Source organism: Paenibacillus rhizoplanae (assembly GCF_042684125.1).
In the GTDB taxonomy this organism is placed as follows: domain Bacteria; phylum Bacillota; class Bacilli; order Paenibacillales; family Paenibacillaceae; genus Paenibacillus_AQ; species Paenibacillus_AQ rhizoplanae.
This window is the reverse complement of the sequence record NZ_JBHUKY010000013.1, coordinates 81,227-97,297: the sequence shown is the minus strand read 5'-3', so window position 1 is coordinate 97,297 and position 16,071 is coordinate 81,227. Positions and strand designations below refer to the sequence as shown.

General features: G+C 52.9%; 10 protein-coding genes. All 10 read left to right on the top strand.

All coding sequences use genetic code 11. The features are described from left to right. The first annotated feature begins 172 nt into the window (after positions 1-172). Positions 173-2,641 carry a hemoblobin-interacting domain-containing protein gene (locus ACFSX3_RS05290; protein ID WP_209992837.1) on the top strand — a complete coding sequence of 823 codons (2,469 nt, stop codon included), beginning with the start codon at positions 173-175 and terminating at the stop codon, positions 2,639-2,641. Between the two features lie 69 nt (positions 2,642-2,710). Beyond that, entirely contained in the window at positions 2,711-4,579 is a 1,869-nt protein-coding gene (locus ACFSX3_RS05285) for an S-layer homology domain-containing protein (RefSeq protein WP_379258351.1), read from the top strand. 338 nt (positions 4,580-4,917) lie between these two features. Further along, positions 4,918-6,936: an S-layer homology domain-containing protein gene (locus ACFSX3_RS33295; RefSeq protein WP_209992839.1), complete on the top strand. Its 2,019-nt coding sequence runs from the start codon at positions 4,918-4,920 to the stop codon at positions 6,934-6,936. 218 nt (positions 6,937-7,154) lie between these two features. Continuing rightward, complete coding sequence (locus ACFSX3_RS05270; protein ID WP_209992840.1) at positions 7,155-8,963, top strand: sensor histidine kinase; 1,809 nt, start codon at positions 7,155-7,157, stop codon at positions 8,961-8,963. Beyond that, positions 8,960-10,096, top strand: coding sequence for a response regulator (locus ACFSX3_RS05265; protein ID WP_209992841.1), 1,137 nt, complete (start codon positions 8,960-8,962; stop codon positions 10,094-10,096). The genes ACFSX3_RS05270 and ACFSX3_RS05265 overlap by 4 nt, the downstream gene beginning before the upstream one ends. A gap of 102 nt (positions 10,097-10,198) precedes the next feature. Then, positions 10,199-10,753, top strand: a complete 555-nt coding sequence (locus tag ACFSX3_RS05260) for a GNAT family N-acetyltransferase (protein WP_036723653.1) — start codon at positions 10,199-10,201, stop codon at positions 10,751-10,753. A gap of 213 nt (positions 10,754-10,966) precedes the next feature. Then, positions 10,967-11,422 carry an Hsp20/alpha crystallin family protein gene (locus tag ACFSX3_RS05255; protein ID WP_209992842.1) on the top strand — a complete coding sequence of 152 codons (456 nt, stop codon included), beginning with the start codon at positions 10,967-10,969 and terminating at the stop codon, positions 11,420-11,422. 157 nt (positions 11,423-11,579) lie between these two features. After that, complete coding sequence (locus ACFSX3_RS05250) at positions 11,580-12,587, top strand: DnaJ C-terminal domain-containing protein (RefSeq protein ID WP_209992843.1); 1,008 nt, start codon at positions 11,580-11,582, stop codon at positions 12,585-12,587. Positions 12,588-12,663: 76 nt separating this feature from the next. Continuing rightward, the gene (gene clpB, locus ACFSX3_RS05245) at positions 12,664-15,306 is read left to right on the top strand and encodes an ATP-dependent chaperone ClpB (protein ID WP_209992844.1); all 2,643 of its coding nucleotides are present in this window, start codon (positions 12,664-12,666) and stop codon (positions 15,304-15,306) included. A 279-nt stretch (positions 15,307-15,585) separates the two neighbouring features. After that, the gene (locus ACFSX3_RS05240; protein WP_379258343.1) at positions 15,586-15,966 is read left to right on the top strand and encodes a hypothetical protein; all 381 of its coding nucleotides are present in this window, start codon (positions 15,586-15,588) and stop codon (positions 15,964-15,966) included. Positions 15,967-16,071: the final 105 nt, after the last annotated feature.

Below are 16,071 nucleotides of genomic sequence, written 5' to 3'. Positions count from 1 at the left end.
ATATGTTGGCCACTATAAAGTTCCTTCTATTTCTCGCAGAAACGGTACCGTTCTTTAAAAGGATGGTACCGTTTCTGCTTGTCGAACTTTGTCATTTCCGTGTCATTGGGTGCAGATATACTTGGCTTTAGTATCAATTTGAAATAATAAAATTTTGGGAGTGAGAATCTAAATGATAGCAAGAGGCAAAACAAACAGGCTGAGATTCATGCCAACCGTGTCCAAAATGTTGGCTGTGGTGATTACAGCAGTATCTGTACTGACGGTGTCACCCGGTGCAGGCTATGCAGACCCGGCAGTCTCGGAAATCACCTCTGCAACAGCAGAAGTGAGCAGCAATAATGCCGCTGTAACCGTAACCTTCAATACCTATGCCCAGCCTGCGGGCAGCCTGTCCGATCTGATGGACGGTATTCAAATCGAACGTTCCGGTTCGGAGCAATGGGTGGATCTTGCGGCAGACAGCGCCGGCAATGACATCAGCATGAATGGAGATGGTGCGTTAGTGATCACGCTGGGCACTGCGCTAACCGGCACCGACAATAGCATTCAGATTGCAGCAGGCGCGGTTATGAATACGGAAGAACGTCTCTCTGCCAATGTCCTTACCCTCTCTTCCATTGCAGCACACGATATTACCGCTCCTGTTGTTACAGGCTCCAGATCGAATGATGGCAGCTGGTTGAGAGTGTTTTTCGATGAGAACTTCTCGCTTAACGTGCCTGACGGGGCTACCGGCGAGCAAGCAGCGGCTTTCCTGAAAAGCCGACTGAGTGTAGCTGGCGACGGGGAGCACTTTGCTCCGTTTACGAATAATGAGGGATCTGCCTATCAGAACAACGCCCGCGAGTTGTATCTGAATTACAATAATAATATGAAAATCATTTCTGGGCTAAATACAGTCATCCGGATCGCAAGCGGCACACTAAAGGATGCGGCAGGAAATCTAAATGCGGAAATGAATCTGCATGTGAGTCCCCCAATAATCCAGTCGGTGGCTGTCAGCAATGACAATCATGATGTAGTGGTGACCTTTAATAAAGAAGTGTTAAATAACACCTCTTCGGACGATAACCTGAAAAGCAATATTTACTTAGTCAGAACAGTCTCCGGACAAGAGAAGTCCCTCAAGGCTCTGGTTGCACAAGACACTGTATCCATTGAATCCAACAAGCTGAGTATTCATTTCGCTGAAGCACTCTCCGGCACGGAGAGTCAAATTTCCATTAACGGAGGAGCACTCACCGATCTCAACGGAAATGTCCAGGAACAAAGAACGATCAGCGGTTTTCTGGAGACGGCTGTTGGAGGTGTAGACCCGAATCCGGCAGACACAACTATGCCGGCATATCTGTATTCTTCCGTGTCCGATGATTATCAGAATATTACTTTCGTGTTCAATGAGGAGATCTTTAATGCTAAGGGGAGTGACAGCAAATTCCTGGAGGATGTGCAGTGGTACGATCCTTACAGAAATCAATGGCTGTATACCTTGCCTTCAGACGTTACGTTCACCTTCTCAGGCACTAAGCTCATCCTGCATTTCCCGGAGCCGCTCACAGGCTACCAGTATTATTATCAGATCAATCCGGGGCATTTCATGGATGCAGCCGGGAATGTTCTGACAGGTTACGCAGCTACAAACTGGATTTACCCTCAGAATCAAGCAGCAGGGCTGTCTTACAATGGCGGTTATTTTTCAGGTGACGGACGTTTCTTGAGCTTGTCGTTCAACACTAATACTGCTCTTGCCGATCAGACGCTTGTTGACGGAGTATCCCATCTGAATGAGTACATTACCATTTCTACTGATCATGGAGTAACCTATTCAGCCCTGGATCCGCTGGATACCGTATCTCTGTATGGCTCCCAGATCGGCATCATCTTCTACAATGCCAAACAGCAGGGCTCGGTGAAAGTCAAAGTAGCTCCGGGTGTGCTTAGCGATCTATATGACAGTAAGCGCAACAGCACAGTTGAGGCAACAGTTGCCTATAATACCCCTGAACTCACAGGATATTTCTACAGTAACACGGAAAGCGAGTTTGCTTTTACCGACAATGCGGCCTGGAGAGAACATGTAGGAAAGGTAACTGTCTATGACCGGAATGTGGGACAATACAGAACATTGAATGCCTCAGAATATGTATTAAGCGAAGGGAAGCTAACCTTGGCCGGGGGGATATTCACAGCAGGAACCCGGTACACGGTTACTGTGGATGCCGAAGGCTACAGCAGTAAATATCTGGAGGGTGGAGCTTATAAATCTTCAGAAGTATTCTCTATGACTGCGCCGGTGGTTACCGCCGACAATGGAATTACAGCAACGATCCGGTTGTTTAACAATGCCTATGCTGAAGAAGTGAATGGAAATCAGACGATCCTATTTGAGCTCTTCGACGGCAATGCACCGGTTAGTATTGTTGCGGCTAATTTGAAGTTAAGTACGGGAACGTATTCTGCCAATTTCAATGTGAGTGATGTTGCGGTGAACCCGAATTATTCAGTAAAAGCCTATGTGGTTAGCCGGTATGGCAATGATCCTGCGAACCTCGGACTCAATCTGGCAACAGTTAAGACTCCGCTGGAACTGGATTTGGCGATACTGGCTGCCAATGAAAATAATAATAATAACGACTAGAAATGATAGATTAACAGGAAAGCGGGGAATGTCCAAGTGAAGTTACGCAAGTTTAGGTTGACTCTGATTATGGCTCTTTGTTTATCCCTCGTTCTGCCTGTTGCAGCATTTGCTGACAGCACGGCCGTGACGCTACATCCTCCGGCTGCTGTGGAGCTGGGCGGCACGGTGAAGATTACCGGTACTTCTACTCTGGATGAAGTCATTATTCAAGTGCAGCGGCCGGTCAAAAGTACTCTGTTCTATGATATTGTTCCAGTAAGCAACGGGCTATTCTCTATTTCGTTTGCTTTGTCCAAAAGTGAGGTTGCCGGAACGTATAAAGTGCTGGCAGGAGCGGGCACCCAAGTTGCCGCAGCTGATCTGATTGTCAAAGCGCCGTCAACAGGAGGCGGCACTGGAACTGGCGGCGGAAGCGGAGACGGAGGCGGCACCGGAACTGGTGGGGGCACCGGAACTGGTGGGGGCACCGGAACTGGTGAGGGCACCGGAACTGGTGGGGGCACCGGAACTGGTGAGGGCACCGGGACTGGCGGCGGCACCGGAAACGGCGGTGGAACCGACAGCGGCACTGGAAGCGGCGGCACCATCAGCACTGGTACCAGCACCAGCGCTCCGACGGGAACGATCACGGCAGCAGGCAAGCCAGTCACTCCGCCGGCGTCGAATGCTACGCCCGTTCAGGTAGATACAAGCAAGAATACTGCCGTATCGGAGACGGCGGCGAACGGCCGGGTGACCACGACCGTTAATCAAGACGGCACGGCGCTGGCTGCTGCTCTCTCCGCTGCAGCACAGCAGGATAATCACGGAGCTGCTCCGATTGTTTTCATGGCTTATAATAACATTTCAGGAGCGGGGGTGCGTTTTAGTCTGCCGGCCTCCGTTCTGTCAGCCGCAGCCTTGAATGCACCGGATACGATTATATCGATGCAATCCAATGACGGCGAGTATTCACTGCCGCTAAGTGTTCTTGACTTTGCTGCAATCGTGCAAAGCCTGGGCACAGCACCGGATAACCTCACGATTCAAATCAACATTTCTCCGGCAGCGGCAGATGTGAACGCGGCAATTCAACAAAGTGCGCGGAACATTGCGGCCTCCCAGTTGGGAAGTGCCATTGAATTTACAGTTGCTGCAGCAGGGAGCGGGAAGACAATAGAGCTGAACCGTTTTGGCTCAACCTATGTCAGCCGAAGCATTGTCCTTCCCTCATCTGTGGACAAAACACATGCATCAGTAGTTCTTTATGATCCGTCTACAGGACAATTTTCATTTGTCCCCGCTTTGTTTGATAAGCAGGCAGACGGATCGACTAAAGTAACTTTTAAACGGAATGGCAACAGTACGTATACCGTTCTTGCGTCCACCCGGACATTTAATGATATCCGCAGTCATTGGGCGAAGGCAGATATTGAACTGCTGGCTTCGAAGCTGATCGTGAACGGGTCCACGGAGACTCAATTTGCTCCGGATAGTGATATAACCAGAGCGGAGTTCGCGGCATTGCTCGTCCGTTCACTGGGACTGACTCCTGATACAGCGGGAGCGAACTACACTGATGTGATGACGGGAGACTGGTATGCCGGAGCCATTGGTGCAGCAGTTCAGGCCAAGCTGGTGGAAGGCTTCCAGGATCAGAGCTTTAGGCCGAATGACACGATTACCCGTGAGCAAATGGCGGTCATGATCTCCAGAGCGATTTCATTCGCCGGACAGACTAACGATGCTATAAGCGGGCAGGTCCGGCCGCTATCTGCTTTCCAGGATCAGGCTGAGATTAGCAGCTGGGCTCAAGGGGCAGTAGCACAAGCTGTTCAGGCAGAGATTATTACCGGTATGACACCTGAAACCTTTGTTCCGGCTGCGAAAGCCAGCCGGGCCCAGGCTGTTGTCATGCTATCCCGTTTATTAAAATACACTGGGTTTATGAACTAGACTGAGAAGTTCAACCGAGCGCTGCCCGCAGAGGCGGCGCTTTGAATTTATAATGGAAGTAACACATTTTGCTCATAACATGTCCCCAATTCATCAGTGTTGTTTAAAGGGCAACATTACTCCTCCTTTACGCAACTTTTCACAACAATTCTTGTATTTCCTCGTTCGTACAACACTCTCCTGTTCGCCCTGGTATTGCTCCAGCGTTGTCGAACTTTGTCATTTTCCCGTCATTGAGCCTGTGTATAATTATTTTAAATATAAGATATGGGAATTTGAAGGGGTGGAAGAAAACAGTGAAGAGAAATTCAATATGGAAAATGGGGCTAATAACAGCAATGGCTTCGGTTCTAATAAGCGGATGTGTTGTAAGCACCAGCTCTGTCACATTTAATTATCCTGCTGACCAACCGGACAGCACCGAGCATGTATATTTACGGTATTCGGACGGTACAGTAGCTGCAGTTCCTGATGCTGCAGGAGGCAGCAGTGTAACCGTTGCGACTTACAGTAATAAAACCATTGTTGGCGGGTATGTGAGCGACGGCAATATAAGCTGGGTTCCGGAATATTCGTATTCGTACCCCACGGTGAACGTATCCGGATTTCAAACCTACAAGCCTGCTTTTGCCGCAGATCATGTGAAACTGGCTAAACAGCCGGAGCAGGATGCCAATTATCCTGCCTATATCAATGTTACTCTTGCTGTCTATGATACTGACGATAACCTGGTGACCGGCCGCACCGAAGTATTTGCCCATTCGGCTACAGCTTACACCGTATTTAAGAATACAGATCCATTGGATAATCTCAATAATAATAATACTGCTAATGGAGGCTTCTCCTCGTATACAGAGAACGGCCTCGTCACCTTCCTCATCCAATCGGACAGTGCGGATATCTCTTCCCAGATTTCGCTGTACTCGGGTGCGCAGATCATCGCGGAGAATATCTTCAAAAAGGTAACCGGAATTACAGTAACAAGTATCGGCGGCTCCGATTCCCTGTATGCGGGGGACTCACTCACTATGAGTGCTGAAGTCCTGCCGTTGCATGCTGCCAACCGGGCTGTAGTCTGGTCTGTTGTATACGGCAGCGGGTCCGCGACTATTGATGCAACAAGCGGTGAACTTACCGCAGTTGATCCAGGTACAATAACTGTTACAGCCGCAGCTACAGACGGCACGGGTACAACGGGCAGCCTCCTGCTTACTATATTGGAGACGCCAGTACCAACAGCATCGCCGATGCCGACTGAGGCCCCAACAGAGGCGCCGACGCCGACCGAGGCCCCAACCGAGACGCCAACATCGACGCCGACCACAGCACCGACCGTGGCGCCAACCGAGGCGCCAACGGAGGCGCCAACATCGACGCCGACCACAGCACCGACCACAGCGCCAACGGAGGCGCCAACATCGACGCCGACCACAGCACCGACCACAGCGCCAACCGAGGCACCAACATCGACGCCGACCACAGCACCGACCGTGGCACCAACGGAGGCGCCGACCACAGCGCCAACCGAAGCACCAACCGAGGCGCCGACCACAGTGCCAACCGAAGCACCAACGGAGGCGCCAACATCGACGCCGACCGGGGCGTCAGCACCCATAGGGGTCACGGCGACAGCTACCCCTACAGCAACACCAACGGCTGCCCCAACGGCCGCAGCAACGCCAATACCTGCTGCTGCTGGACCGGGTGTGCAGTTCATAAGCAATGTTGTCGATCTTTCCAGTGTGCTGACCAGCCTTTCGCTTAGAATTGAAGATGTCAAATTGAATCCGGCTCCGTTAATTTTTACGGATACCACGGCTCACTGGGCCAACTCTGCCATCGGTATTTTTGTAAAGTTAGGTGTGGTTTCCGGCTATCCGGATGGCGGCTTCCATCCGAATGCAAGCATTACCCGTGCGGAGTTCGCTACCGTTCTTGCTAAGGTGTTCGGCCTTTCGGAGACCGCTTCGCCCGGAAGCTCCTTGAGCGATACCTCCGGCCACTGGGCCGAAGCTTCCATCCGCGCTCTGCAGCAAAGGGGGGTGATCTCCGGCTATCAGAATGGCCTGTTCCTTCCTAACCGTGAGATTAGCCGCGCCGAGATTATTGCTATGATCTCCAAGATCATTGACCTGAACAGTGTGAATTCTCCTGCCTCTTCCGGATTCTCTGATCTGGATAAGACATGGAATCAAGAACAGATCATGCAAGCGGCGGCAGCCGGTATTATTAGCGGGTCAGGCAATGGCGTCTTTCTTCCAGCCAGGCAGGCGTCCCGGGCCGAAGCTTTGACTATAGTCCTGCGTGTATTGGAGACTAATCCGGAGCTTAAGACCCTTCTGGATACCTTGAAATAAGCAAGCCACGTGCGGCTTCTGCAGACTTCTTGTCGGTAGGAAAGCCCGCTTCAGCCTTTTCGGAGGCCGGAGCGGGCTTTTTCTGGAATTTTAGAGGCCGGGCGCGGCTTTTAGCTGTTGAATAAAAATATAATTTGAAGTATCTCTGGCAGATCAGTTTCTGATAAGATAGGAGGCACAGAATGCAAGATTCCTTCCTGAATAGAGGTCAACCATCTATGACATATAATGTGTATTTATCGGCACTTTTGATGGCTGCGACCTGTTGCTCATTACTGCTGGTTTATCTGTGCTTCAAAAGAAGAGACCTTCCTATAGCGGTAAGCTACGGTCTGGGGATGCTGGCCGGCTCCTTTTATTCTTTTGGCTATGCCTTCGAAATTGTCAGTACCTCTCTGGAGCATATCCGTTTTTGGCTGCGCGTTGAATATATCGGGATTCCGTTCGGCACAGTGCTGTGGTTCATTATGGTACTTCAGTATACCGGCAGGCAGTCGTGGGTCCGTCCCAGGAATATTGCATTAATGATGATTGTTCCCCTAATAACCTTCACAGCCCACAATACCAATGAATGGCATCATTTATTCTATACAAGCATAACGATGAACGAGACAGAGGGCTTTCCGCTGGTCACCCTCATAAAAGGCCCGTTATATAAGCTTCATGTTCTCTATTCCTATAGTTTTTTCATCATAGGGATGTTTTATTTGCTGCAGATGCTCTTCCGGGCAGTCCGGGGGATGAAGAAGCAGATTGTCCTGATGATTATAGGTTCCTGGGGGCCCTTTGGTTTTACACTAATTTATTTGAGCGACGCGATCTATATGCCTATCGACATTTCACCCTTTGGTTTCCTGTTCTCCGGTGTTTTTTATATGTGGGGAATCTACCAGTTCAATATGCTGAGGATCGCGCCGCTGGCACTTCAGCGGGTGTTCGAATCGATGGAGGAAGCGGTCATTATTCTTGATACCGACAACTGCCTCACCAGCTTTAACCGCTCAGCCAAAGGAATAGTCGGCGGGTTGAATTACAGAAATACAGGCCAGCCTGCTGCACAGGTTTTCTCCGGGTATCCCTTGCTGTTGAAGATGATGGCACAGGGGCATGACAGCGCATCAAGAATTCAGCTTGCAGGTCCGGACGGCAATTTCTATAATGTCCATCTGTCTTTTGTCAGGAATAAGCATCTGAAGATTGTCGGAAAAATGCTGCTGCTAAGAGATGTGACAGAAGCTGTGCATGCAGAAGAACGGCTGCGTGACAATGCCCGGCAGTTAAGTGAGCTGAACATGTTCAAAGACCGGATGTTCAGTGTGGTTGCCCATGATATCCGTGATCCCTTGGCGGTCCTGGTCAATCTGATGGAGCTGCTTGAAGAGGAGATACAGGATGGCAGCGGGGATCATGATGAAGAGATCCTTCACGAAATGGGTCAGCAGATCCGGAACACCTTCGGGCTTGTGGAAGTGCTGCTGGACTGGTTCCGGAGCCAGAGGGAAGGGATGATCTTTGATCCGGTAACGCGGGATCTGGCATATACGGTACGGGCTAACCTGCGGCTCCTGCAGCAGCGGAGTGATACCAAGCAGATTCATATCATTTCAGAGATCCCGGAGGAGAGCTATATCTATGCGGATAAAGAAATGCTGGATCTGATCATCCGCAATCTCTTGTCCAATGCGATTAAATTCTCGTACCGTGGAGGAAGCATCCGTTTAAAGGCGGAGAGGAGAGACCGTCACATGGTCATCGCTGTGAGTGATACAGGGGGAGGGATATCCCCGGAGCAGGCCGGTACCCTGCTGCAGGATGATTACCGGATCTCTTCATCCGGTACCTCTGGAGAGCGGGGAGTGGGCTTGGGACTGACTCTGTGCAGGGAGTTTGTACAGTTGAACGGGGGAGAGCTATGGTTCGACAGCGTACCTTCCAAGGGGAGCACCTTCTATTTCTCGCTTCCGCTCCCTCCGGAAGCGGAACTGGCTCCAGCAGGCACGCAGCACGGGGAGGGACTAAGTCAATGAAAGTGATCATTATCGATGATGAGAAGGCTATGCATCTGATATTGAAACGGATGCTTGCCAAGCTGGAAAAGGTTGAACTGATGGGCAGCTTCCTGGATACTGCCGCTGCTTTTACCTATTTGAGCACTCATGAGGTGGACCTGATCTTTATAGATATCAGCATGCCCAGAGAAAGCGGCCTGGAATTTGCGGCGAGGCTTAGAAGGGGCGGCAGGAATCCCAAACTGGTGTTCATCACTTCCCATAAGGAGCATGCGTTGTCTGCCTTTGAGGTCTACGCCCTCGATTATATTGTGAAGCCGGTGATGCAGGAGAGGCTGCATGAGACGGTGCTAAGAGCCGCTGCACAGACTCATCTGGAGCGTGCGGCAGAAGCCGGACGGGAGCCGGATTTAGGCAAGGAAGTGCGGATCAGCTGTCTGGGCGGAATTGAAATCGAAGGGGTGCAGGGGAACAAGACCAAATGGAAATCACGGAAAAGCGCGGAGCTCCTCGGCTACTTGCTTGTACATAAAGGCAGGCTTGTGTCCCGTGCACGGCTCATTGAGGATATCTTTGGCGATATGCCGCAGAAGAATGCAGAGATTTATTTGAATACAACGGTCTATCAGCTGCGCAAGCTGCTGGATACCTATGGGCTGAAGAAGCATTTGCATTCGGAGAGTAACCATTATGCTTTTACGTGCATGGGGGTTGATGTGGATCTGCTTGGTTTCGAGGAGGGCTGCAGAAGCATGCCTGTGATAGATGAGGCTAATCTGGAACAGGCTATCGAGCTTGAACAGCTATATGCGGGCGATTTATTCGGAGACCATGTGTATCCTTGGGCCTGGAATGAGATTGAACGGCTGTCGCTAATGTATTCCGCATTCACCCGGCGTCTTTGCACGGCTCTGCTGGACAAGGGGGAGATGAATACGGCGAGGCGCCTGCTGATCAAGCTGCTGAAGCGCAATGAGCTGGATGAAGAAGCGCATATGCTGCTTATGAGGACCCTGGCTCTCCAGAATAACAAAGATGCCCTGAACCGGCAGTACCTGCAGTTCGCTGATATTTTGAACCGGGAGATCGGAATCCCTCCTTCGCTTGAGGTCAAATCTTATTATGCACAGCTGCTGTCCGGGCTAGGCTAACTTAATATATAGTTTTCCTGAGGTGATGAGTCGTGTATAATTTAGGGAATTATGCATTTTTTGAGGATTTGTAAAAGAGGGTGAAGGTGGGAGATGACGGGAATGAACAGGCATTCAGAACTTGTAACAGGGGAAAAGGTATATCTGCGCCCGCTCAACGGGGAAGATGCCGAAATGTATTACCATATGTTCTACGGCACGGAAGTCCGCAGGCTTACAGGAACGAAGAAGCATATCACCAAAGAGCAGATTGAGAATTATATCGCGCGTAAATCCGGAGATGACAGCACGGTGCTACTGCTCATCGCGCTGAAGGAGAACGATGAGGTTATCGGCGACATCGCCATTCAGGATATAGATGGGGATAACCGGAATGCCAATCTGCGGATCGCCATCGGGGACGAGCGGCACCAGGGCCAAGGGTACGGGCGTGAAGCGCTGCTGCTTATGCTGGATTATGGCTTCGGCATTCTGAATCTGCACAGGATTGAGCTGGAGGTCTACAGTTATAATGCCCGTGCTGCGCATGTCTATGAGTCCATCGGGTTCGTGCAGGAGGGGGTGCGGCGTCAGACGCTGTTCTATAACCATGAGTATCATGATGTGATAATGATGGGCATGCTGGAGAGTGAATACCGGGAGCGTTATTTGAAGTAGAGCAGGAAGGTCGAATAAGGTCAAATCCTTAATAATGTTAAAATTTATTATAAAAAAAGAGCCGAAACGCCGGATTTTCCCGGTTTTTCGGCTTATACCGGTTTTGTTTTCTCCGGGGGTGCAGGCTATAATAAAGCCATAGGTCAGACAAAGTCAAAGTCTTAGCAAGACCGAATTCAAAAAATCAAAAGTCAAATGAGAGGAGAATGAAAGATGTTTGATTTGGTTCCTTTTGGTAAACGCAGAGATGATGCTTTTGGTGTGCTGGCGAAGTCGCTGAACGAAGTGTTTAATGATGATTTTTTCGCACCGCTGACAAGTAACGCGCTGTCTTTCCGGACCGACATCCGTGAGAGTGAAGGGGCATATCTGATCGAGGCCGAGCTTCCGGGCTTCCGCAAAGAAGAAATCGACATTGATTATTCCAGCCCTTACTTGACGATCAAGGCGGTTCGCACAGAAGAGAGCAATGAGGAGAACAAGGGGCATCAGATGGTGCGCCGCGAACGGCGGTATGGCGAATATGTACGCCGGTTCTACGTGCAGGATATTGCAGAGGAAGACATTCGTGCTTCTCTGAAAGACGGTGTGCTGAGCCTGGAGGTGCCGAAACGGCAGAAGTCCCAGGGCAAACGGATCGAAATTCAGGATGGCGGCGGCGATGCTTAAGGGCCGGAAAGAGCTTCAGTAAGCGGAAGGGCAGGATTTCACAGGCTTTTCATATAGCATTTAATATTAGACGCATTGTAGTGGGAGTCCCGGCTATAATGCGTCTTTTCCCGGAGGAAGGCAGAAGGTTCCCATTACACGAAAGGAGGAGGTTCCGGTGGCGGCAAATTACTATGAGCGTCTTGGGGTAGATCAGAAGGCCTCGAAGCAGGAGATCAAGAAGGCCTATCAGAAGCTGGCTAAAAAATGGCATCCCGATGTCAACAAGGCCCCGGAGGCAGAGGCGAAATTCAAGGAAGCAGCCGAGGCATATGAGGTGCTGGGCGATGAAGAGAAGCGCAAAATCTATGATGAGGAGCTCCGCTATGGTGCCGCTGCAGGCTCACGGGGTCAGCGCAGCCACGGATCAGCCTCCTCTGCGTCATGGGAATCGCCGTTTGGCGCGGGCTGGAGCAGCGGAGCCGCCTCTTCCGGCGGTATACCGGATGAGGATCTGTTCGGAATGTTCTTCGGCAGCCGGGGTGCGGCTGACCGTGCTGGCTTTTTCTCGGGCGGCAGCGGCGCCCGTCCAGGCGGAAGCCCGTGGGGGGAGGAGTTCAGTACGATGCAGGCCCAGCTTGAAATTACGCTGGAGCAGGCCTACAAAGGCGGAAATATCAGCGTTCAGGCGGCGGGCAAGGACCTGAACGTACAGATTCCGGCGCGCTCGGCGGAAGGGACTATCATCCGGGTACCCGGCGGCGGAAGCGGAGCGGGCCAGGGCAAAGGCCAGGTCGGGGATCTGCTGATCTCGCTGCATCTCCTGCCGCATGAGATCTATGAGCCGGACGGCGGGGATCTGCTCGGCACGGTTGAGATCGCCCCTTGGCAGGCTGTGCTTGGCGGAGAAGCCAAGGTGGCGCTGCCGGATGGCAGCAGCGTGAAGCTGAAGATTCCTGCCGGTATAGCCAGCGGCGGAACGCTGCGCCTATCCGGCAAGGGGCTGAGACGTCCGGGCGGAACAAATGGTGACATCCTGTTCCGGATGGAGTTGGTCATTCCGTCCGATACATCGGAGGCGGAGAAGAAGCTGTACCGCCAGCTGGCGGAGTCCAGCAGCTTCCAGGCCGGGGCGAAACGGCGCAACTCTGGCGGGGCACAGCGGCGTAGAACGGCAACGCGGTAAGAGGCAAGCACGTTCAGCATATATCACAGCCGGGTAACCGGCTGATTAACCTATACATTAGAAAGGCGATGATTTTATGGATTTCAATAAGCTTACCCAGAAGCTACAGGAAGCGGTGGCAGAGGCGCAGTCGCTGGCGGCCTCCGGCGGGCATCAGGAGATTGACAATCTCCATCTGCTGAAGGCACTGCTTCAGCAGAATGAGGGCCTGCTGCCCCGGCTGCTGCAGAAGATGAATGTTCCCGTAGCCGAACTGCTGCAGGGAACCGAGGCGCTGCTTCAGCGCAAACCCAGCGTTAGCGGGAGCGGATCGGGCACCATGCGGCGCTATGCCTCGCCTGCGCTGATTGCCATGCTGGAGCAGGCTGAGCAGGAAGCGGCGCAGATGCAGGACGAATTCGTCGCGGTGGAGCATGCTGTCCTGGCGATGGTCTCGGATGCAAGCAGCGGGAACCGCGAGCTTCGCGGGCTGTTCACCAGCCGGGGCGTTACCCGGGAGAAGCTGCTTGGCGTGTTAGCGGAGATTCGCGGACACCAGCGGGTGACCAGCCGGGAGCCGGAGGCCACCTATGAGGTGCTGGAGAAGTACGGCCGCGATCTCGTGGCTGAGGTGCGGGCCGGCAAGATCGATCCGGTCATCGGGCGCGATGCTGAGATTCGCCGGGTGATCCGTATTCTCTCCCGCAAGACCAAGAATAACCCTGTGCTGATCGGGGAGCCGGGTGTCGGCAAGACTGCGATTGTCGAAGGGCTGGCCCACCGGATTGTCCGCCGGGATGTGCCGGAGGGACTGAAGGACAAGACGATTTTTTCGCTGGATATGAGTGCGCTGATTGCCGGTGCGAAATACCGGGGGGAATTCGAGGAGCGGCTGCAGGCGGTGCTGAAGGAGATCCGCGAGAGTGACGGACGGATTATTCTGTTCATTGACGAGCTGCATACGATTGTCGGTGCGGGCAAGACGGAGGGGGCTATGGATGCGGGCAACATGCTGAAGCCGATGCTGGCCCGGGGTGAGCTGCACTGTATCGGGGCGACCACGCTGGATGAGTACCGCAAATATATCGAGAAGGACCCGGCGCTCGAACGCCGCTTCCAGCAGGTGCTGGTCAGCGAGCCGGATGTCGAGGATACCATTTCGATTCTGCGCGGCCTTAAGGAACGCTTCGAGGTGCATCACGGGGTCAAAATCTATGACAGCGCTCTGGTAGCAGCCGGTGTGCTGTCTAACCGTTATATCACCGACCGTTTCCTGCCGGATAAGGCGATTGACCTGGTCGATGAAGCATGCGCAATGATCCGCACGGAGATTGACTCCATGCCCGGTGAGATGGATGAGGTAACCCGCCGCCTGATGCAGATGGAGATTGAGGAAGCCGCGCTCAAAAAAGAAACCGACGACGCCAGCGCGCGCCGTCTGGAGAACCTCCAGCGGGAGCTGGCCGACCTCAAGGAGAAGCATCTGGGGATGACAGCCCGCTGGGAGAAGGAGAAATCGGCCATTCAGGGCATTCGTGACCTGAAGAAGCGGCTGGAGCAGGCCCGCAAGGATCTGGTCGATGCGCAGGAGATCTATGATCTCAACAAATCGGCTGAATTAAGCTACGGCATTATTCCTGATCTGGAGCGGCAGCTTAAGGGTGCGGAGGAAGCGGCGCAGCAGGATCAGGAGACCCGGCTGCTGCGTGAAGCCGTGACGGAGGAGGAGATCGCCGATATTGTCTCGCGCTGGACGGGAGTTCCCGTAAGCAGACTGGTGGAAGGCGAACGGGATAAGCTGCTGCGGCTGGAGGATACGCTGCATGAGCGGGTAGTCGGACAGGATGAGGCGGTCCGGCTGGTAGCCGATGCGGTTCTTCGGGCTAGAGCCGGCATCAAGGACCCGAACCGTCCGATCGGCTCGTTCCTGTTCCTCGGGCCGACCGGGGTCGGGAAGACGGAGCTGGCCAAAGCGCTGGCGGTATCGCTGTTCGACCGCGAGGACGGCATGATCCGTATCGATATGTCGGAGTATATGGAGAAGCATAGTGTCTCCCGTCTCGTGGGTGCTCCTCCGGGATATGTCGGCTATGAAGAAGGCGGCCAGCTGACGGAAGCGGTGCGCCGCCAGCCGTATACGGTGGTCCTACTCGATGAAGTAGAGAAGGCTCACCCGGATGTGTTCAACATTTTGCTACAGCTGCTGGATGACGGGCGGCTGACCGATTCGCAGGGCCGGATGGTCGACTTCAAGAACACCATTGTCATCATGACCTCCAATATCGGCTCACCGCATCTGATTCAGGGCACGGATGACAACGGCGAGCTGACCGAAGCGGTGAAGGACCGGGTCATGAAGGAGCTGAGCGGGCATTTCCGTCCAGAGTTCCTCAACCGGGTAGATGATATCGTGATGTTCAAGCCGCTGACACTGGGCGAGACTCAGAGAATTGTGGTTAAGCTGGTCGATGGCCTGCGTCTGCGTCTCTCCGAGCGGAACATCGGGCTGGTCCTCAGCGATCGGGCTGTCCGCTTCATTGCCGAGGAAGGCTTCGATTCCGTCTATGGCGCCAGACCGCTGAAGCGGTTCATCCAGCGCAGCCTGGAGACCCGGGTAGCGCGCGCGCTGATCGCCGGAGAAGCAGAGGAAGGCTCAGTGATGACGGTCGATGAAGCGGACGGCGAGCTGACTGTTGCAATAGCGAAATCAGAGTCTGCGAAGACAGTAGGATCGGTGTGAAATGTAATGGGCCCCGGCACTGTGCATAGATTTGGGGATAAGTATTCCTTGAATACATCCAAATGAGCAGTCAGGCATGTAGTATTTCATGTTATATCACCTCGGTTAATAGGTCTTTGGTATGGTCCAACCAGCATCCGATTGAGACTATGCGACGATTTTTTGTAAATATGTGGTTGAAATGTTGTCATGGCGGGGGCTGCCGGGTAATAGAAATGATTAGAACTTTCGAATATGGCTGGATTAGAAGCAGAAGCCAAGGAAACGGAGGGAGAGATCATGGCGGCACAGTTGGTATCCGGTATCAGCCCGGTACAGGCCACTACAGCTTACGGCAGCACACAGAGTGATGTCAGTTCTCTGGAGAAGCAGCGCAACCGGCTGCTGATGGAGCTGGACAAGGTGAATGCGGCGCAGGGCGGAGAGATGCAGACTCCTTATCGCCGGGAGCAGCTGCAGCGGCAAATACGGCAGCTGGAGGCCCATCTGGTGCAGAAAAGCGGGAGTACCGCTTCGGCTTCATTTGTACCTGCTCCCCCGCTTCAGGATCACACTCCGCCTTGGCGGACTGAGGGAAAGGGAGGCCTTAAGGGCATCGGTCTGACCGATCCCCGGACAGCGACGGTGGACGCAGAAGGCCATTTTGATGCGTTGATTTAGATAAGGGAATAGTGAACCCAATCCAGCGGTAGCTTGTCGCGGGATCGATCGCTGCGGGATGAAGCAGACCGATCTCGTCGTAGTGCCGGAGCATTTTGGTGATAA